This window comes from Pseudidiomarina tainanensis (genome assembly GCF_004214835.1).
Taxonomy (GTDB): domain Bacteria; phylum Pseudomonadota; class Gammaproteobacteria; order Enterobacterales; family Alteromonadaceae; genus Pseudidiomarina; species Pseudidiomarina tainanensis.
The window spans coordinates 743,723-762,530 of sequence record NZ_PIQJ01000001.1; the positions used below are offsets into that span (position 1 = coordinate 743,723).

Here is an 18,808-nt window from a genome sequence, read left to right on the forward strand (position 1 = left end):
GAGCGGCGCTTTTTTTTTATCGGATATATCCCGCAAAACAACTAATTTTCATTGTTCTTTTCCGTTGTCTTGGTAGGTTGCTCCGCCTTTTGCTCGTTTGAGCAGAGGCTTTGATAAGAGCTGTGACGCTCTTACAACAAAAATAACTAAAGTTCTATTTTGGAGAGATGATGAAAAATAGTCGTATCGCCAAATCGGTACGTCTTGCGCTGGTATTTGGCGCGGCCTCAACGCTACTTTCAGCTGGCGCAATGGCACAAGACGTATCTGATGAGGAAGAAAATGTCGAAGCGGAAGAGCGCGCTGAGCGCATTACCGTTGTTGGTTCGCGTATTCGTTCTGATGGTTTAGATAATGACTCACCACTTGAAGTGATTTCAACTGAAATTGCCGTCGAGCAGGGGTTAAGCACGTTAGGTGAATTATTACGTACATCTACCGTTGCATCAGGTTCAAATCAGTTAACTTCAGCGATGTCGGTTGGCAGCGTGACAGAGGGCGGTGCTGGTAACGAATCTATTTCAATGCGTGGTCTTGGTGCGAACCGGACCTTGGTCTTGCTTAACGGTCGTCGTGCCGGCCCTGCAGGTACCCGTGGCCAGGTTGCTGCATTCGACATGAACTCAATTCCGGTATCGGCAGTTGAGCGAGTTGAAATCCTAAAAGATGGTGCATCATCTTTATACGGTTCAGATGCAGTTGCTGGTGTTATCAACATTATTACCAAAAAAGGTGATGATTCATCGTTTAACGTTAGCGCTAATCAGCCAATGGAATCAGGCGGTGAGAACTACCGTTTGAACGGAACTATCGGCCGTGCATACAGCAAAGGTTCGGTGCGCTTAGTTGCCGATTATCGTTTGCAACAAGAGCTCGCTCGTGGCGACCGTGACCACTTTGCTTGTGGTCAGCGCATGTACTTTGATCAGGAAACTGGAGAGCGTGCTGATCCAATTGACCCGCGTACTGGCGATTACCACTGTAACGATTTGCCATACGGTATGTGGATGTGGGATTACGGCGCAGAAGACTATATCTCACTGATTCAAAACTACGACTATGACGGTTCAAAAACTGCTGCTGGATTACCAACGTATGATCCACAGAATCCAGGTGATATCGCCGTTCCTGAAGGCTGGTTCCCGGTCGGTTATGACAAAACCAGTGATGGTTGGGCTGATGCCGATCATCCTTTCCAAAACTTAGAAACCATGATTCCACGCACTGAAGCGTGGTCATTGTACGGTCAAGCTGATTATGATTTGACAGATACAGTGCGTTTCTATTCGGAACTCTTGTACAGCCGTCGTGAAACCCAAATCAACAGTTATCGCCAATTCTGGGAACCGTTCATTCCTGCTTGGTATGGTTTAGTTGAAGGCTGGGATGGTTATGTTGCGCTTGACCCAACTGCAGTTACCGATCACTCAGGCAGCACCACAACGATCGATTATACCCGTGGCGTATTAGGCCTTGAAGGTTCAATTGGTTTTTGGAACTGGGATGTATCATGGCAGCGTAGTTTAAGTAGCGGCACGTATGCTACGAAAATCATCTACCAAGATGCTTTAGAAATGGCTGCCAACGCAATTTGGGGAGACCCATGTGAAGGTGAATTGTCGCCAATTTCACAACGCGAATGTTATGCGATTGATTTCTTCGATCCAGAATATTTGCGCGGTAACTTCGATCAAGGTACGCGTGACTTCTTGTTTGGCGTTGACCATGGCAAAACTATCTATAAGCAAGATACCGTTGATGCGTATATAACGGGTGACTTGTTTGATTTGCCAGCCGGTACTGTTGCAACAGCCGTTGGTATGGCTTACCAAACTGACGAAATCGTTGATACTCCGGGAGAAGCTACTTTAGCGAAAAACTCATGGGGAATGAGCAGTGCAGGTATCACCGCAGGGCGTCAAACCACCGTTGCAGCCTATGGCGAAGTACAAGTACCGGTATTGCGTGACTTGCCCGGTATTTACAGCTTGGACGTCACCGGTTCGGCACGTTGGACTGATGTAAACACCTACGGTAGCGACACGACTTATAAACTGGGCGTCAACTGGGCTGTCACTGATAGCTTCCGAGTTCGTGCATCACGTGGCACCTCGTTCCGTTCGCCAGCGTTGTTTGAGCTGTATCTTGGCGACCAATCAGCGTTCTTTGATCAGCGCAGTGACCCCTGCTGGAACTGGGCGCAGCGCGAACAAGACGGCACCATTAACCCAACGGTATTGGCGAACTGCCAAGCTGACGGTATCCCAGGTGATTACGCGCAAGATTTCGGTTCAGGTACCGCTTATACCGGCGGTGGCGCTGGCACCTTACGTGCTGAAACATCAGTATCAGAAGGCGTTGGCTTCGTTTGGACTAGTCCTGAAGGTGTGTGGGCAACCTCGGTTGATTACTACAGTGTTCAAATCGACAACCAAGTTGATGATTTGTCAGGCGTGCAGATCCTCAACCTATGTTATACCTCTGAGAACTTCGAGAACGAACCGTTCTGCGATCGTTTCACCCGTAATGACGGTAGCGAAAGCGGCAACTGGGGTATCGACGAAGTTTATGGTGGCTACGTGAACGTGGCGAGCCAAAAGGTTCGTGGTATCGATACTGTTGTGAGCTACCAAGATGAAACTGATGTTGGTTTCTTGCGTGTTCGTCTTGACCACACCATTCAAATTGAACGTACTTATCGTCAATTTGAAGACAGTGCGCCAATTCAATACGTTGGTCGTTTAGGTAACCCACGTCACTCAGGTTCATTAACTGTAGCACTTGAGCGTGATAGTTGGGCGTATACTTGGGTTGCTCGTTATGTTAGCAAAGTAGACGATTACGATCGTTTTGCTAGCGGAAACGAAACGACTTATCGTGGTACACCGGTTTACTTCATCAGTGAAGCACCAACCACCGTTTATCATACCGCATCGGTTAACAAGAAGTTCGACAACAATGTTGACGTGACTTTAGGTATGACCAACGTGTTTGATAAGAAGCCACCGATGGGTAGCCCATCAGCTACTTACGCGGTGGGTAATGCGATGTTGTACTCGCAGTATGACCAGTTTGGTCGTCAGCTGTTCGTTAACATCGGTTATTCGTTCTAAGCGTAATCACTTATTACGACAAATGAAAACGCCAGCATGATGCTGGCGTTTTTTATGGGATTAAATAGGTGAGCCGGGGGGTAAATCTGGCGCCGCTTTGAGCGGCCAAGGTTTCCCAGCAAACCATTGTTCTAGGGCATACAAGGCATAATCACGATGTGCAGAACTTGCAGCGCTTTGCCAGCTTTGTTGCTGGGCTTTTAAGAACGCAAACAACGGCGCTTTGATTGCCGCACTCAGATTGTCTTGACTATAAGTTGTAACAACCGCATCAAGCGCCTCAAATGCTAAGCGTTGCTCTAGCGTTGATGCATTGGCTGCATACGCTGGTGCAATTGCAGCATCAGCAACATGTTTGAGTAAAACTGATACCGCTGGAATTGATTGGTCGCGACTATGCTGTTGCTGCAATCGTTCAAGGCGCTGTGAGTTCAGCATCAAATTCAATACGAAACGTGCTGAGCTCGCAGCCATCGTATCTGGATCAGCGACCAGGCCAGTTAAGCCGTTAAATCGTTCGCGGTCGTAACCCTCACCGTACGCAGCTGGCGCTAAGAGGTTGATGATGCGCTCAGGTAAGGCAAGCATGTCAGCGCTTAATGATTGACTGAGGACACTTATCGCACGCTGTTGCTGCGAGGCATTCACTGGACGAATATCAATTTCACCGGCCCCTTTAACTGCGTAGTCGTAATGTAAACCAGCAATCATTTTCACTGCCGCTTCGGCTTGATAGCGATGCAACAAGTACATGGGTACCAGCAAATTCTGTAATTCGCTCAGTGGCCGGCCATCAGCGAGATTGCCTAAACCAAACTGCTCTAATGCCGTTTTTCTAACGGCCAGCACCCGCTCTAATTCGGTGACTGCGTCGCTACCGTTATCCCATAGGTGTGCATCTGGATGAGCACCACCGGCGGCGCGTGCATCACGGTCAGAAATGAAACTTAAACCTAAACGACGGTTTTGCGCTAATACCGATTCAGGGTCAGCGCTACCATAACCATAGGCAATGACTTGCATGTCCCACAAACCAACGCCTTCGGTGTAGGCATCGGCTAACGATAAGCCACCTGTTTCAATATCGATACTAATCAGCGGGTGTGGATAATCCATCACCGACGCGCGATCATCTGCGCTGGCGGCAAAATTATGTGCAATACCTAGGGTATGGCCAATTTCATGAGCAGACAATTGACGAATCCGCGCCAGTGCCATGGCTTCGATTTGTGCTGTTAGCTCAGCCTGCTGTTCAGGGGTATCCGCAGCAAATGGGGCCAATAGCCCCTGTGCTATCAACATATCTTGACGCACGCGTAGCGAGCCCAAGGTGACATGACCTTTGATTATTTCGCCGGTTCGTGGGTCTATAATGGATGAACCATAGGACCAACCGCGAGTGGCTCGATGTACCCATTGAATCACGTTGTAACGCACATCCATTGGATCTGCATCGGCAGGTAACTCGCGTACTTGAAAGCCGTTGGGTAAATCGATGGCGGCAAAAGCCTCGGCCCACCAGCGCCCACCTTCCAATAGAGCGCTACGCACCGGCTCAGGAACGCCCGGATCGAGATAATAGATAATCGGCTGGTCTTTGCTCATGCGATGCCGTGGAATATATTGCACGGTAGTCGGGGCATCAAGCGGCGCCGCATAGTCACGATGTGTTTCAGACCAATAGCCACTTTGTGGATGAAATTGGCGGGGCTGATATTGTGCATCCGGCAAGCGAATAAATGAGTGGTGTAGATGCATGGTTAAATGGTCAGGGTCAGCCGCAACACTGCGGACATACTGACCTGTACCTTCGCCGCTAAAGGTAATTTTTGCCTCTAATTCAGTATTGTCGGCAAACGCTTTACTGCGCGCTGGATAAATGACCGACTTGTCAGTGCTGAGTTTGTATTGACCTTGTTTGCTGTCTCGTAAGCGTTTGACTACGCCATGCGTGTCACTTAGCAGAAACGGGGTATAGTCAATCAGCACGTGATTGGCATCTTGCGCAACAACCGTGAAGCCGGCAATGACTGAATCAGCAAAGGCCTCGTTGATACTTTTGCGCTCAGCTTCGTTGTCGCTGTTGGCGCGAAACTGCGTGTTGTGTTGCAGGAGTAATATTTTGTCGCCTTCAAGATAAAAGCTAGCAAGTCGTGTCGCGCCGAGTTGGCCACGATCTAAGCCGATATCGTTTGAACCAAGCCCCCATGGTAAGCTGGTTTGAAAAATAAACTGTTGCTGCTGTTTCGGTACTTGTAAGTAAATTTTGCCTTGCGACTGATCATGATAGAAGGTGAAAAAACCTTCATGAGCACGCATCTCAGCGGTAAACTGAGCAACCGCGGATGTTGTTACTGGCGTGCTGGATTGCGCATAAGTCGCAGATGAAAAGCTTGCAGTTAAAATTAAAAACGTAAATAAAACAATGCGTAGCATGATTGTGGCTCACCGTTTTAATAACTAGTTCATGGATTATTGGATGCAAAATACAACCTCAAAAAACCGTTATAACAAACTCGCTGTGCAAAGTAACGCAGGGAATTCGTTGAACGCGGCTGATGGCGACAAATTTACGTTAGACACGCGCTTGGCAAGCGACAGCTTTCTACTTGCACATTGGCCTTTGTGCGACGTGCGGCGTTTTGATGACGAGCGCTACGATTGGTTGATGTTAATTCCGCGGGTCGACAATAGTGTTGAATTTACGGATTTATCCGCGCCGCAACAGCAGCAGCTGGCGCTTGAAGTACAGCAAGTCTCTTTGCTATTGAAGCAAGTTGGGATAGGGCAAAAACTCAATGTGGGTGCGCTTGGCAATGTCGTAAGCCAATTACACGTGCATTTAGTGATGCGCCACCCACAAGATCCGGCATGGCCGGGGCCGGTATGGGGGCACTCAGCCGCCCAGCGCTTTGACGAGTCGGCAAGAAAGCAAGAAATTAAACGCTGGCAAGCTCTTCTTTAAGCTGAGCGCACCACTGCTGAATACGTTCTTCGCTAAATTCGTATTGGCTGTCTTCATCGAGCGCTAAACCGACAAAAAACTCACCATCAGCGGTCAGTGCTTTGGAGGCGGCGAAATCATAACCTTGATTGGGCCAAAAGCCGATACGAATACAGCCTTGCGTACCAGGGTTTGCCGCTAACTCATCGTGTAACATACCAAGCGCATCTTGGAACCAGTCGGTATAACCGACTTGATCGCCCATACCAAATAGAGCAACAATTTTGCCGTTTAGCTGAAGATCAGCAATATCGCTCCAGTGACTTTCCCAATCTTCTTGGATTTCGCCGAAATCCCACGTGGAAAGGCCAAAAATAATAACATCAAACTGTTCGGCGTCGCTTAGAGGTACATCTTTAATATTGAATAACTCAACTTCACCCGGAGCAAACTGAGCTTGAATTTTTTCTGCTGCAATTTCGGTAAAACAAGTGGTTGAGCCGTAAAATAAACCAATGCGTAAAGCCATGTCTTGTCGCCTAATCATTGATGAGTTCGAGGAATAAAAGAGGCCTGTAGTGTATCAGAAAATAGCCGCTTTATGGTATGCTTGCGCTTCTAAAAACAAGCATCGCGCAACAGAGGTAATTTTATGGCATCAGCAGCATTTCATGACTACATCCAATCACTCGAACAAGTTTTTGATGACGTGGTCGCCACTGGTTCCGACGATGAACTCTTTGCTAGCGGTTATTTACGTGGCCACTTCGATTTAGTCGTGGCGCAGCTTGAATTGAATGACAACGCCAGTGCTGATGCCGTGCTCCCGGCAGTGCATGCATCGGTTGAACAAGCGAAACACGAATTAGCTCCAGTGGACATGGCACACATTCAAGCTATGCTGACTCGGCTTGAAGCCGTTGCGGCTCAAGTCGCTTAATTAACGAATTGGCTAATGGCTGTGGCTCGCCGAGCCACTGGCTTACGAGAAGTTCAGCGCACAACGGTGCGCTGGTGAAACCGCGCGAACCAAGCCCACTTAACATCCCCAAATTATTCGTTAGCCAACCACAAGCTGGTAAATGGTCACGAGTGGTATTACGCAACGCAGCGCGATCGCTTACCGCAGTCAATTGCTGCGTCCACGCTTGATTCAGATTGTCCTGCAGTGTTGCTAGATTTTCTGCAGTATCAGCAGCATCAACTTGTTGATAGTTCTCCGCACTAAATTCGCGATTATAGGTTGCTCCTACACAGTGTGTTAAGCCGCCATTGTCGTTCATGGCAGGGGTGAAATAGCCTTTGTAACACACCACCAAAGGGCAGCTTGCGCTGGTTTCTGAAGCCTCCACTTGTGTCACTTGCCCGCGTACGTTCTGAGTGACGATGTGCCACGGGGCAAGCAACTCTGTCGTGTGAGCTCCAGCAGCAACGACCAGTGTTTCAGCATCGAAATTTTTGCCATCACTTGCGCTGACTTGCCAATGTCCAGCGGCACTTCTTTGAATCGATTCAACGGTCGTTACTTTAGTGATTTTGAGTAATTTACCGCAGCTCTGCAGTATGGTCTCCACTAAGCGCTGCGGTGGTATCCATCCTGAACTCGGATAATACAGCGCAGGTTGTGCTGGCAAAGCATCCCAAATTTGTTGTGTTTGCTCGGCTGAAATAGCGGTAACCAAATGGTTGTCATAATAGCCACCGCTGGCTATTTTCTGCTGCCGTTGCTCGCGAATCGTGTTAAAGGCAAGCTGGATGACGCCGGTTGCATGCCATAAATCCGAGTATGAACTCTGATAGAACTGCCGCGCATGGTCAAATGCACAAACAAAAAACTGGCTCAACGGACTGAGTTCTGCGTGCAGTAGGGGATACACAGCGCCTTGCGCATTACCAGAAGCGCCATTGGCGATACCACTGGTAATCAGATGCACTGTATAACCACGCTGCGTCAGTGACCAAGCAAGGCATGCTGAGGCAATCCCCCCGCCAACGACTGTGACGGATTTGCTAGTTGGTGCTGCGACCTGTGATGATTTACTTATGCTACCCTGTAGCATTTCGCGTTTGCGCCCAAATCCTTTCGCTTTAATAACGTTAAAGCCAGCTTTCTGAAGGCCGCGGCGCACCGCTCCAGCGGCTGTAAATGTTGCAAAAGTACCGGCGTTTCGGCAACTGCTCGCCATGGCCTGAAAAACATTGGGTTGCCACATTTGTGGATTCTTATCGGGTGCGAAGCCATCAAGAAACCAAGCGTCAACGGTGTTCTGTGCCTGCGGAAGCCACTCGGGAAGTTGCTCGTGGATATCACCAAACCACAAATCGACGACCACCCGATTATGTTCAAACTGCATGCGATGACAGCCCGTTTGAGCTGATGGATACGCTTGTAGTAGCTCTCGAGCTAATCCCGCTAATTTTGGAAAAGCACTTAATGCACGTTCAAGATCGGCTCGGCGAAGCGGGTACTTTTCAAAGGAAACATAGTGTAGACGCTTGTTTGCAGGTGCAGTGTTCTGAAACAGTTGCCAACAGGCTAAAAAGTTTAAACCCGTGCCAAATCCGGTTTCGGCAACAGTGAAGGTGTTATGCAAAGAGGTTTGCCAGCGTGTTGGGAGATCGTTATGCTGAAGAAATACGTAACGGCTTTCGGCTAATCCGTTTTCATTGTTAAAATAAATATCATCAAATTCAGTGGAAACCGGAACGCCTAATTGATTAAAGCTAACCTTGGCAGTAGCAGGTTGTTCGCTGGTGAAATGCTTGTTGAATTGATGACTCACAAAAATAACCTACAGCAGTCGATGAAACATGCGTCATAGTGTAACAATATTTAGGTAAAAAGGCGGAAAGCAGACCACTTTTTTCAAGAAGTGAGCTACCATACAGCAGCGCTCAGCAAGACAGGATAATAGAATGAGAAGAGCAGTGATTACCGGTATGGGCATTGTGTCCAGTATCGGCGTAAACAAACAAGAGGTGTTGGAGTCGTTACAACAAGGACGCTCGGGCATCGAATTTTCTCAAGAATTCGCCGACATGGGATTACGTTGTCAGGTATGGGGGCCCGTACGGGCGAACCCAGCTGATCACATCGATCGTAAAGCATTACGCTTTATGGGTGATTCAGCGGCCTACGCGTACATGGCGATGGCGCAAGCAATTGAAGATGCCGGTTTAACTGACGAGCAAGTATCCAACCCACGTACAGGTTTGGTGGTTGGCTCTGGCGGTGCGTCAGGCGAGCATCAAGTTGCTGCGGCAGATATCATGCGTGAAAAAGGCGTGAAGCGTGTTGGCCCATATATGGTGCCACGTTGTATGGCTTCAACTACATCAGCATGTTTGGCTACACCATTTCAAATTAAAGGTGTGAACTACTCAATCAGCTCTGCTTGTGCAACATCTGCACATTGTATTGGTCACGCACTTGAGTTGATTCAGTTTGGTAAGCAAGATCGCGTATTTGCTGGCGGCGGTGAAGAGTTGCATTGGACGCTCGGCATGGAATTTGATGCGATGGGTGCGCTCTCAACCAAATACAACGAAACACCGAGTAAAGCATCACGTACTTACGATGCCGATCGCGATGGCTTTGTGCCAGCTGGTGGTGGCGGTATTCTCGTAATTGAAGAGTTGGAAACTGCGTTAGCTCGTGGTGCCCACATCTACGCTGAAATTGTTGGTTACGGTGCTACTTCAGACGGTTATGACATGGTTGCACCTTCTGGTGAAGGCGCAGTGCGTTGTATGAAGATGGCGATGGACACCGTCGACACGCCAATTGATTATCTCAACACGCATGGTACTTCAACGCCAGTTGGTGATACCAAAGAGTTGGAAGCGATTCGTGAAGTGTTTGGTGATAAAGCACCTTACATCAGTGCGACTAAAGCAATGACTGGTCACGCATTGGGTGCTGCAGGTGTCCATGAAGCGATATACTCGTTGTTGATGTTGCAACATGGTTTTGTTGCGCCTTCGATTAACATCGAGAACTTAGACCCAGCTGCAGAAGGCATGAACATTGTTCGTGAACCGCAAAAAGCTGAATTAACCACAGTGATGTCGAACAGTTTTGGTTTCGGTGGAACTAACGCAACGTTAGTTTTGCGTAAATATCAATAAAATTAACATCTTCATCATGCATACGGTGGTAAAAAGGTGCGCAAATGCGCACCTTTTTGTTGTATGCTCTTTAACAATTCATCCATCGCTATCTGACAGGGTTTGATTGATGCAGCTTTTAGCTGATGCTTCGATGCCGTTGGTTACCGAACTCGCTCACCGTTTTTCGGATGCGCTTCAGCAGCAGGGCGTCGCTTTGACGTTGACGACGTTTCAAGGTCGCCAACCCACACCAGAACAACTCGCTCAAGCCGATTTTTTGATGATTCGCTCGATAACCAAAGTCGATCCCGATCTGCTGCAACAAGCGCCACAGTTAAAGTGGATTGGTACCGCAACGATCGGTACCGAGCATGTTGATGCAGCAGCCTGCCAAGCTGCCGGCATCGATTTTGTATCAACACCAGGCGTAAATGCGAATGCAGTGGGTGACTATGTTGCCAGTGCAGTGAGCTGCATCGCGTTAGAACAAGGTAATTTGCCGCGAGGCGAGGTTGCCATTATCGGCGCCGGTCATACTGGTCGTGCAGCAGGCCAACGCCTCAGCGGGTTGGGATTGCATGTGCACTATTACGATCCGCCATTATTGCAACGTGAAGGTACTTCTGCACCTGTCGATGTTCATGCTGATTGGCACCGCGTGCTAGCCAGCGACGTTATAAGTTGTCATGTACCTATGACTAAAGCCGGTGAATACCCGACTTATCATTTGTTCACGCAAGCCAGTATTGCAGCGTTGCCTGATAACTGCATTCTGATTAACGCCAGCCGCGGAGCTGTTATTGAAGAGCAGGCACTGCGTGCAGCCATGCAATGTGGTCAGCGCTTACATGTTGTTTTGGATGTGTGGGAACATGAACCGCAAGTTGCCGCTGACTTATTTCCTTGGTTACGCTATGCCACTGCGCATATTGCCGGGCACAGTGTCGCTGGTAAAGTGGGAGGTACACGGCGATTATTTTCCGAGCTAGCGCAGTGGTTAAAGCATGCTAAATTAACTTCAGAATTGCCGCCGTTAAGCGAGTTAATGCAACCGTGGCCTGAAGCTGTGCGGATGTATCGTTGGCAGAGTAATGAACCACCAACATGGCAAATGCTAGCATCTTGGGTGCGTGACATTTATGATATACGCATCGATGACAAATTATTGCGTCAGGCGACACCAGAACCAGCAACATTTGATGCGCTACGGCGCAATTATTCGGCCCGCGCAGAGTTATCGCAAGGTACCGTTGCTGGTGGGAGTTGGCTCGCGCAAGAGGCGTGGCAGGTACGTCTGCGACAACTCACATTTTCACATATACAAAAGCAGGAGCAGTAATGTCACGTGCATTTAACGTAGCTGTACTTGGTGCAACCGGATTGGTTGGTCAACACATGATTGAAATTCTTGAAGCGCGGGATTTCCCAGTCGCTCAACTGTTTCCATTAGCAAGTAGCCGCTCGGCCGGCTCAACGGTTACGTTCCGTGGCGAAGAAATCACGGTAGAAGACGCTGAAACCTTTGATTGGAGTCAAGTTGAGCTTGGTTTTTTCTCGGCCGGCGGAAATATTTCACGAATTTATGCGCCGCGAGCTGCGGATGCTGGTTGCGTGGTTATCGATAACACCTCGGAATTTCGCTATGAGCCCGATATCCCGTTGGTTGTGCCAGAGGTAAATGCTCACGCACTGGCTGACTTTCGTAACCGCAACATTATCGCCAACCCAAATTGCTCAACCATTCAAATGCTTGTGGCACTCAAACCGATTCACGATGCGGTAGGTATTGACCGGATAAACGTTGCAACGTACCAGTCAACCTCGGGCGCCGGTAAAGAAGCGATGGACGAATTGGCACAGCAAACAGCAGCGCTATTAAATGGACGCCCAGTTGAAGTCGAGCGGTTTAGCCGTCAAATCGCCTTCAACTGTATTCCACAGATTGATGTGTTTCTAGATAACGATTACACCAAAGAAGAAATGAAGATGGTGTGGGAAACACAAAAAATCTTTGGGGATGAAAGCATTCGGGTGAATGCAACCGCTGTGCGTGTGCCGGTGTTTTTTGGTCATGCAGAGGCGATACATATTGAAACATTACAACCGATTGATGCGGTACAGGCGAAGGAGCTGCTGCGTCACGCACCGGGTGTTGTCTTGTTTGATAATAACGATGATTTTCCGACACAAATAGGTAACGCTGCCGGACATGATGAAGTTTTTGTAGGACGCGTGCGTAACGATATTTCTCATCCACAGGGCTTAAACTTGTGGGTCGTAGCCGATAATGTACGCAAAGGCGCCGCGACAAATAGTATTCAGATTGCAGAACACTTAATTCGCGACTATATGTAAAACTATCCATCTTTCAATGCGGTACCGATAATTACAACGATTACAAAAGAGGGAACCAGCTCAATGAAACGGAATAGCTTGGCACTGGCTGCCGGAATAGCACTGGCACTCGGCTCGTCAGCAGTCGTGACTGCGGACGCGAGTTTTGTGAATACAAGTGCGGCGGCTATGCTGCAAGGTCAGGCCACCTCAAGATGGCAGCCTGATCGATTTGGTCCAATCGTTTCATCCGACACCTTATGGTCTATCGCCATGTACTATGGTGACAAAACGGACTTGTCGGTTTATGAAATGATGGACTTGTTCATTGAGCTAAACCCTGAAGCTTTCATCAACGGTCGCGCTGATCGGATGATGGATGGCTATTACCTTAAGGTTCCTGAAATTGCTCAGCGAACCCGAACAGAAACAGCTGTAGTTGCGACTGAATCAGCAACGCCTCAAACGACCACCGAAGATAGTTCTGTCGCTGCAGTAGCTGTCGATGAAGCTACTGATGTGGTTGAGAGCGTTCCAGCAAAAGCTGATGCCTCGAACCGTGTTGCTACCGAAACTAGTGTTGAGTTTGATGTAGCAGAACTTACTCAATTACGTACCCAATTGGCTGAATCGATTTCATTGATTGAGCGCTTAAACAGCGAAAATAGTCAGTTACAAGATCGTCTTGATTCAGTAACCGCGGAGCTTGAGCAGTTGCGGTTGAAGGTTAATGCCGAACAAGTGGCCGAAGATGAACTACAAGACCAGATTGCTGCAGAAATTGTCGCGACCCGAGTTGAAGCTGGTGAAACGGCTTCGGTAGCAAGCGAAACTCCAGTCGAGACCGTTGCCGCAACACCAGAACCAGAAGCAACACCGGTGGAACAACCGGTTGCGTCACAGCCAACTGAAGCAGAGGCTTCAAGCACTACAGTGACTGAATCGGCTACTAAAGAGAAAGTTGCCGAGCCGAAAGCTGCTGAACCGAAGCCTGTGAAGCGTAAGCAGCAATCTGAATATCAGGAATTTATTGACTGGTTATTACAACCGTTCCAATTGGCCTTGGCAATTCTGATTCCATTGCTACTTGCCGCCATTATTTGGTACGTGCTGTATGTTCGCCGGTTGAATCGTGAAACGCTGGGTCCGTATAACGGTGCTATGCAAGCCGCTGAGCAAGAGCAACAGCAAGAACAGGGTGAAGCAGAAGAGAAACTAAGCGCTTATGAGGAAGCTGAGCAAGCCGCTCTGGCCGAAGAAGCGGCTGATATGCCTGAGTTTGAGCGTTTAGACGAAGATGAAGAAGTGGTTGCGGAAGCAGACGAAGAAGAGGCTCCGGAAACGCTAGAAGATGAACTATCCGCACTAGATGATGCAGAAGATGAATTTGAGACGATTGATGAAACCGTTGATGACGAAGCGGATCTGGATACACTGCTAGCGAGTAGTTTCGATGAGCCTGAAGCTGAAGCTGAGAGCGAGATTGAGACCGAAATTCAACCAGATAAAGAGGTTGAGGTAGACCTTGAAGCAGAAAGCGATTTATCGGAAGAGGTGCAACCGGAGGAAGCTACTGCAGATGATGATTTATCGTTAGAGTTCGATGCAACGCCAGTAGCTCCTGAACAGTCGCAGGCTGAAACGAAGCCAACTGAGCCCGCAACAGCTGACGATGATGAAATGAGCTTAGACTTTCATATCGATGATGCCGCAACTGAAGTTGATGCGCCAGCGACCGATGAAACGCCTGTAACGGATTTAGAAGTCGAACTGGAGCAGTTCGAAGATGTCGACTTAGCTGATATCGATCTTGAAGCATTAAGTGCTGAAACAGAAACTAAATCAGAAGCAGAAGACGACACTGACGATGGTTCATTTTTAGAAATTGATGCGCTGCTTGAAGAGGCTGAATCAGCAGAATCGGATTACGACAGTCCTCGTTTTGAGCGTGAGTCAGGTCAAGTTGATGATAACGAAGAAACACCTTCGGGAATGATTGATCTAGCCCGTGCATACTTAGAAATGGATGAGTATGAGCTGGCGCGTTCGGAGCTTGAAAAGGTTGCACAAACCGATGACGAAGACGCAAAACGTGAAGCGGCAATGTTATTGCAAAAGATTGAAGAACAGGGACATTAATGAGTAGTACGCGCATTGCGCTGGGTATTGAATACGACGGCAGTCAGTATTTTGGGTGGCAACGGCAACGAGAGGTTGTCTGTGTTCAAGAAGTGCTTGAGCGCGCGTTGAGTAAAGTAGCCAATCATCCGGTTGAAGTAACCTGCGCAGGGCGTACCGATGCCGGCGTACATGCCACCGGGCAAGTTGTTCACTTCGATTGCCAGTTTGAGCGGGCAATGCCCGCTTGGACCATGGGTGTGAATAGTAACTTACCGGACTCTGTAGCAGTACGCTGGGCGCGTGAAGTGCCCGAGTCATTTAATGCGCGCTTTAGTGCCACCGGTCGCCGTTATCGATACATTATTGCCAACCAAAAAATGCGCCCAGGTATTCTTGGGCGCGGTTTAAGCCATTACCATCAACCACTAGATGCCCAACGGATGCACGAGGCGGCGCAGCACCTTATCGGAGAACATGACTTTAGCGCATTTCGAGCTGCGCAATGCCAGTCGCACTCACCGAATCGCTGCGTGACACGAATCGACGTACGCCGATTTGGCGATTTTATTGTGGTTGATATTGCTGCCAACGCATTTTTGCATCACATGGTTCGAAATATTGTTGGCAGTTTGCTCGAAGTTGGTAAAGGTGAGCAAACCACAGCTTGGTTGGGGACTTTATTGGCCGGGCGCGATCGAACTTTAGCAGCGGCTACTGCGAAAGCCGAAGGTTTGTACTTAGTGCAAGTGGATTATCCACAAGAGTTTGATCTGCCGCAATTACCGCCTGGTCCGCTGTGGCTACCTGACTGTTAAGACCACTTTTTGCTAAACTGATTTCATAGAATATGCTTTAATAGAGCGTATTTATTGGCAATTACGCCAGATGACCGAACAAGTTAACAACGGAATATTATGAGTTGGATAGAGCGAATTCTCGCAAAACCGAAGAGCAACAAACGTCGCAACATTCCAGAAGGCGTGTGGGCGAAGTGCACCAGTTGTGATGCTATTCTCTACAGTGCTGATTTAGAACGCAGCTTGAATGTTTGTCCGAAATGTGACCATCACATGCGCGTTTCTGCACGCGTGCGCCTCGCAAACTTTCTTGACGACGGCAAAGGTGAAGAACTCGGTGCCGAACTTGAGCCAAAGGATGTTCTAAAGTTTCGTGATTCGAAGAAATATAAAGACCGTATCGCTGCAGCGCAGAAGGCTACCGGTGAGAAAGATGCGTTGATCGCTCAAAAAGGCCGCTTAAAAGGCATGCCAGTCGTTGCTGTGGCGTTTGAATTCGACTTTATGGGCGGTTCAATGGCATCGGTGGTTGGCGCGCGCTTTGTCAAAGCTGCTGAAGTTTGCTTGCGTGAACGCATTCCTCTTGTCTGCTTCTCAGCATCAGGTGGTGCCCGTATGCAAGAAGCCTTGTTGTCATTGATGCAAATGGCGAAAACATCGGCTGCGCTTGCGCGTATGAGCGAAGAAGGCATTCCATTTATTTCGGTATTAACTGACCCAACGATGGGTGGTGTATCGGCCAGTTTAGCGATGCTTGGTGATATCAATATTGCCGAACCAAAAGCGTTGATTGGTTTCGCCGGCCCTCGAGTTATCGAGCAAACTGTCCGTGAGACATTACCTGAAGGCTTCCAACGTGCTGAGTTCTTAGTGGAGCACGGCGCAGTGGATATGATTGTGGATCGTCGTCAGATGCGTAATCGAATTGCCGCATTATTGGCAAAATTCCAACATCTGCCGGCTGTTGCTGACGAATACTAAGCAATGACAGCCGCAATGAAACCCTCTAATTCAGCCGGGCTAGATGCCTGGCTGAGTTATTTAGAGCAGTTGCATCCTAGTGCCATTGATATGGGGCTAGAACGCGTGAAAACTGTTGCAGAACGTTTAGACCTCACCACAACTTCGGCGCAGGTTTTTACCGTTGCCGGAACCAATGGCAAAGGCTCAACGGTTCGTTATCTTGAAACCATACTTCGCTGTGCGGGCTACAATACCGGTGTATATATCTCACCGCATCTACACCATTACGCCGAACGTGTACGCATTAATGCCCTTCAGCTAGCTGAGCAGGAACACGTGGCGGCATTTGCTGCCATTGAAGAGGTTCGCGGCGATATCTCATTAACTTATTTTGAATTTGGCACGCTTGCTGCGCTGTGGCTGATGAAACAGCGTGATTTAGATGCCTGGATTCTAGAGGTTGGTCTAGGTGGACGCCTTGACGCCGTAAATATTATTAATGCAGATGTGGCGCTGTTGACCAGTGTCGGTATTGACCATATTGGTTTTTTGGGTGACGACCGTACCGGCATTGCGCGTGAAAAGGCGGGTATTTTCCGGCCGCATCGCCCGGCAATTGTGGGTGAACCTGATTTTCCAAATGCAGTTGCTACTGCGGCGCTGGAACAAGATGTTCAATTACATCGGGTTGGTCAGGATTTTCATTATCGTGTGACCGGTGCCGATACTTGGCAGTTTCGTGATAGTCATAATTTTCTGCAAGACTTACCGTTACCGCAGTTGCCATTGCCTAATGCTGCAACCGCCATCGCGGCGTTAGCGGCAAGTAAATTGCCGGTTTCCGACCAAGCGATTAGAGATGGATTAAATCAGGCAAGAGAGCCTGGGCGTCTACAATTTGTTTCCGGTGATAAGCAACATCATATCGATACGTTGCTTGATGTTGCTCATAATCCGCATGCAGCAAACTATCTGGTGCAAGCCTTGGCGCATCGCTATCCACAACGCGAGATTTTTGCGGTTGTTGGGATGTTGCATGATAAGGACATTGCAGGAACACTCGCTGCTTTGCAGCCAGCGGTATCACGTTGGTATTTTGCGAGCTTGGCCGAACCACGTGGCGCAAGTGCTGCGCAATTGCTTGAAAACGCCCCATCGGAAGCGAATTATACCGAATGTTTTGAGAGTGTGACCGTCGCATACCAGAAGGCTCAGGAAGATGCGCTAGCGATGTCCTTAACCATGCAATCAACACAACCTCTGGTATTGGTCTGCGGCTCGTTTTACACTGTAGGGAAAATTCCAACAACGGAGTAGTTCATGGCCTCGCAGTTGCAAAATAGAATTGTCGGCAGCGTTATTCTTATTGCCCTCGCAGTAATTATTTTACCGGAGTTATTTGACGGTAAGCCGCAACAACAACGCGAGTCGTTTGAAACGATTCCATTACAGCCGGATGTCGAAGTAGCCGAAGTGCCTGCACAAAAGGTACCTGAACAAGAAAAGCTACCCGCGTCATTGGAACAAGTCGAAACACTTGAGCTTGATGCTGATGATGCCCCGCCAATTAAAACCGCACAACAACGCACGCCAGAGGCGCCAAGCAACGCCGAGCTACAACAACCAGGTTGGATTATTCAACTCGGTGTATTCCGCAATCAAGCATCAGTTGATCGCTTAGTGAAAGAGCTACGTGCGGCCGGCTATCCTGCTTACCGCGAGGTAGTTCAAACCGCTGATGGCCCCCGCAATAAACTATTAGTTGGGCCAGGCTTGGTGAAAGAAGAGCTTGAAGCTGATTTACCAAAGTTACGGGAATTAACCGATCTCCGTGGTCGAGTTTTTCGCTACGAACCTTAATAAATTTGCGCAAAATGTCCGCCTTTCTGATACAATTCGCGCGAAATTTTAATCCGCTAGGGAATGCTAACAATGGTCTGGATTGATATCGCGATTTTAGTGGTAATAGGTCTTTCGACGTTAATCAGCTTAACCCGAGGCTTCGTGAAAGAAGCACTGTCATTAGCCATTTGGGTGGCTGCCTTTTTTATCGCAAAGTTTTTCTATCTCGACCTCGCGACGTTGTTTACTGGCATTCAAGATACGATGCTGCGTAACGCCGCAGCCGTCGCAGCGCTGTTTATAGCGACCTTGATTGTTGGCTCACTAGTGAATTATTTAATTGGCCGCCTAGTTGAGAGCACCGGTTTAACCGGTACCGACCGGCTGTTAGGTGCGCTGTTTGGAGCATTACGTGGCGTATTAATAGTCGCCGCATTGCTATTTTTCATGGATTCATTCACGGGCTTATCTGATGAACCATGGTGGCAAGCTTCAAATCTGATTCCACATTTCGGTGTGGTCATTCAGTGGTTTTTTGAATACTTGGAAAATACTTCAAGTTTCTTACCCCAAAATGTTTAATG

At 48.5% G+C, this 18,808-nt stretch carries 15 protein-coding genes; 12 read left to right on the forward strand and 3 right to left on the reverse strand.

From position 1 onward, the window contains the following. The first annotated feature begins 170 nt into the window (after positions 1-170). Entirely contained in the window at positions 171-3,113 is a 2,943-nt protein-coding gene (locus tag CWI82_RS03580) for a TonB-dependent receptor plug domain-containing protein (RefSeq protein WP_130203204.1), read from the forward strand. A 60-nt stretch (positions 3,114-3,173) separates the two neighbouring features. Here the strand turns inward: CWI82_RS03580 and CWI82_RS03585 are convergent, their stop codons facing one another. Next, entirely contained in the window at positions 3,174-5,549 is a 2,376-nt protein-coding gene (locus CWI82_RS03585) for a zinc-dependent metalloprotease (protein ID WP_130202698.1), read from the reverse strand. A gap of 43 nt (positions 5,550-5,592) precedes the next feature. Between CWI82_RS03585 and CWI82_RS03590 the strand changes: the two genes are divergently transcribed. After that, positions 5,593-6,078, forward strand: coding sequence for an HIT domain-containing protein (locus CWI82_RS03590; protein WP_092855880.1), 486 nt, complete (start codon positions 5,593-5,595; stop codon positions 6,076-6,078). Here CWI82_RS03590 and fldB read toward each other — a convergent pair. Then, the gene (gene fldB / locus CWI82_RS03595) at positions 6,053-6,586 is read right to left on the reverse strand and encodes a flavodoxin FldB (RefSeq protein ID WP_092855879.1); all 534 of its coding nucleotides are present in this window, start codon (positions 6,584-6,586) and stop codon (positions 6,053-6,055) included. The genes CWI82_RS03590 and fldB overlap by 26 nt on opposite strands. A 123-nt stretch (positions 6,587-6,709) precedes the next feature. On the opposite strand from fldB, the gene CWI82_RS03600 reads away from it, so the two are divergent. Continuing rightward, on the forward strand, positions 6,710-6,997 hold the full coding sequence (locus tag CWI82_RS03600; RefSeq protein WP_130202699.1) for a YfcL family protein: 288 nt from the start codon (positions 6,710-6,712) through the stop codon (positions 6,995-6,997). Here the strand turns inward: CWI82_RS03600 and mnmC are convergent. After that, complete coding sequence (gene mnmC / locus CWI82_RS03605) at positions 6,954-8,840, reverse strand: bifunctional tRNA (5-methylaminomethyl-2-thiouridine)(34)-methyltransferase MnmD/FAD-dependent 5-carboxymethylaminomethyl-2-thiouridine(34) oxidoreductase MnmC (protein ID WP_165383871.1); 1,887 nt, start codon at positions 8,838-8,840, stop codon at positions 6,954-6,956. The genes CWI82_RS03600 and mnmC overlap by 44 nt on opposite strands. Positions 8,841-8,973: 133 nt before the next feature. On the opposite strand from mnmC, the gene fabB reads away from it, so the two are divergent. The 9 genes from fabB to CWI82_RS03650 all read left to right on the forward strand — a co-directional run bounded on the left by fabB (position 8,974) and on the right by CWI82_RS03650 (position 18,806). Continuing rightward, the gene (fabB, locus tag CWI82_RS03610) at positions 8,974-10,185 is read left to right on the forward strand and encodes a beta-ketoacyl-ACP synthase I (RefSeq protein ID WP_092855876.1); all 1,212 of its coding nucleotides are present in this window, start codon (positions 8,974-8,976) and stop codon (positions 10,183-10,185) included. A 109-nt stretch (positions 10,186-10,294) separates the two neighbouring features. Continuing rightward, positions 10,295-11,506 carry a 4-phosphoerythronate dehydrogenase gene (locus CWI82_RS03615; RefSeq protein WP_130202701.1) on the forward strand — a complete coding sequence of 404 codons (1,212 nt, stop codon included), beginning with the start codon at positions 10,295-10,297 and terminating at the stop codon, positions 11,504-11,506. After that, positions 11,506-12,522: an aspartate-semialdehyde dehydrogenase gene (locus tag CWI82_RS03620; protein WP_092855874.1), complete on the forward strand. Its 1,017-nt coding sequence runs from the start codon at positions 11,506-11,508 to the stop codon at positions 12,520-12,522. The genes CWI82_RS03615 and CWI82_RS03620 overlap by 1 nt, the downstream gene beginning before the upstream one ends. Positions 12,523-12,585: 63 nt before the next feature. Further along, positions 12,586-14,640, forward strand: coding sequence for a FimV/HubP family polar landmark protein (locus CWI82_RS03625; RefSeq protein WP_130202702.1), 2,055 nt, complete (start codon positions 12,586-12,588; stop codon positions 14,638-14,640). Beyond that, positions 14,640-15,437 carry a tRNA pseudouridine(38-40) synthase TruA gene (truA, locus tag CWI82_RS03630; protein WP_130202703.1) on the forward strand — a complete coding sequence of 266 codons (798 nt, stop codon included), beginning with the start codon at positions 14,640-14,642 and terminating at the stop codon, positions 15,435-15,437. Before CWI82_RS03625 ends, truA begins: the two co-directional genes overlap by 1 nt. A 99-nt stretch (positions 15,438-15,536) precedes the next feature. Then, complete coding sequence (accD, locus tag CWI82_RS03635; RefSeq protein WP_130202704.1) at positions 15,537-16,400, forward strand: acetyl-CoA carboxylase, carboxyltransferase subunit beta; 864 nt, start codon at positions 15,537-15,539, stop codon at positions 16,398-16,400. A 3-nt stretch (positions 16,401-16,403) separates the two neighbouring features. Next, positions 16,404-17,699, forward strand: a complete 1,296-nt coding sequence (gene folC, locus CWI82_RS03640; RefSeq protein ID WP_130202705.1) for a bifunctional tetrahydrofolate synthase/dihydrofolate synthase — start codon at positions 16,404-16,406, stop codon at positions 17,697-17,699. 3 nt (positions 17,700-17,702) lie between these two features. After that, positions 17,703-18,242, forward strand: a complete 540-nt coding sequence (locus tag CWI82_RS03645; protein ID WP_092855863.1) for an SPOR domain-containing protein — start codon at positions 17,703-17,705, stop codon at positions 18,240-18,242. Between the two features lie 72 nt (positions 18,243-18,314). Beyond that, a complete protein-coding gene (locus CWI82_RS03650) occupies positions 18,315-18,806 on the forward strand; it encodes a CvpA family protein (RefSeq protein WP_092855856.1) in 492 nt (163 codons plus the stop codon). Positions 18,807-18,808: the final 2 nt, after the last annotated feature.

Excerpts from the sequence above, each read along its gene's own strand:
- accD (WP_130202704.1), top strand. The coding sequence starts at position 15,537 with ATGAGTTGGATAGAGCGAATTCTCGCAAAACCGAAGAGCAACAAACGT.
- CWI82_RS03625 (WP_130202702.1), top strand. The coding sequence starts at position 12,586 with ATGAAACGGAATAGCTTGGCACTGGCTGCCGGAATAGCACTGGCACTC.
- truA (WP_130202703.1), top strand. The coding sequence starts at position 14,640 with ATGAGTAGTACGCGCATTGCGCTGGGTATTGAATACGACGGCAGTCAG.
- CWI82_RS03650 (WP_092855856.1), top strand. The coding sequence starts at position 18,315 with ATGGTCTGGATTGATATCGCGATTTTAGTGGTAATAGGTCTTTCGACG.
- CWI82_RS03600 (WP_130202699.1), top strand. The coding sequence starts at position 6,710 with ATGGCATCAGCAGCATTTCATGACTACATCCAATCACTCGAACAAGTT.
- CWI82_RS03645 (WP_092855863.1), top strand. The coding sequence starts at position 17,703 with ATGGCCTCGCAGTTGCAAAATAGAATTGTCGGCAGCGTTATTCTTATT.
- CWI82_RS03590 (WP_092855880.1), top strand. The coding sequence starts at position 5,593 with ATGCAAAATACAACCTCAAAAAACCGTTATAACAAACTCGCTGTGCAA.
- CWI82_RS03615 (WP_130202701.1), top strand. The coding sequence starts at position 10,295 with ATGCAGCTTTTAGCTGATGCTTCGATGCCGTTGGTTACCGAACTCGCT.
- CWI82_RS03620 (WP_092855874.1), top strand. The coding sequence starts at position 11,506 with ATGTCACGTGCATTTAACGTAGCTGTACTTGGTGCAACCGGATTGGTT.
- fldB (WP_092855879.1), bottom strand. The coding sequence starts at position 6,586 with ATGGCTTTACGCATTGGTTTATTTTACGGCTCAACCACTTGTTTTACC.
- fabB (WP_092855876.1), top strand. The coding sequence starts at position 8,974 with ATGAGAAGAGCAGTGATTACCGGTATGGGCATTGTGTCCAGTATCGGC.
- CWI82_RS03580 (WP_130203204.1), top strand. The coding sequence starts at position 171 with ATGAAAAATAGTCGTATCGCCAAATCGGTACGTCTTGCGCTGGTATTT.
- folC (WP_130202705.1), top strand. The coding sequence starts at position 16,404 with ATGACAGCCGCAATGAAACCCTCTAATTCAGCCGGGCTAGATGCCTGG.
- CWI82_RS03585 (WP_130202698.1), bottom strand. The coding sequence starts at position 5,549 with ATGCTACGCATTGTTTTATTTACGTTTTTAATTTTAACTGCAAGCTTT.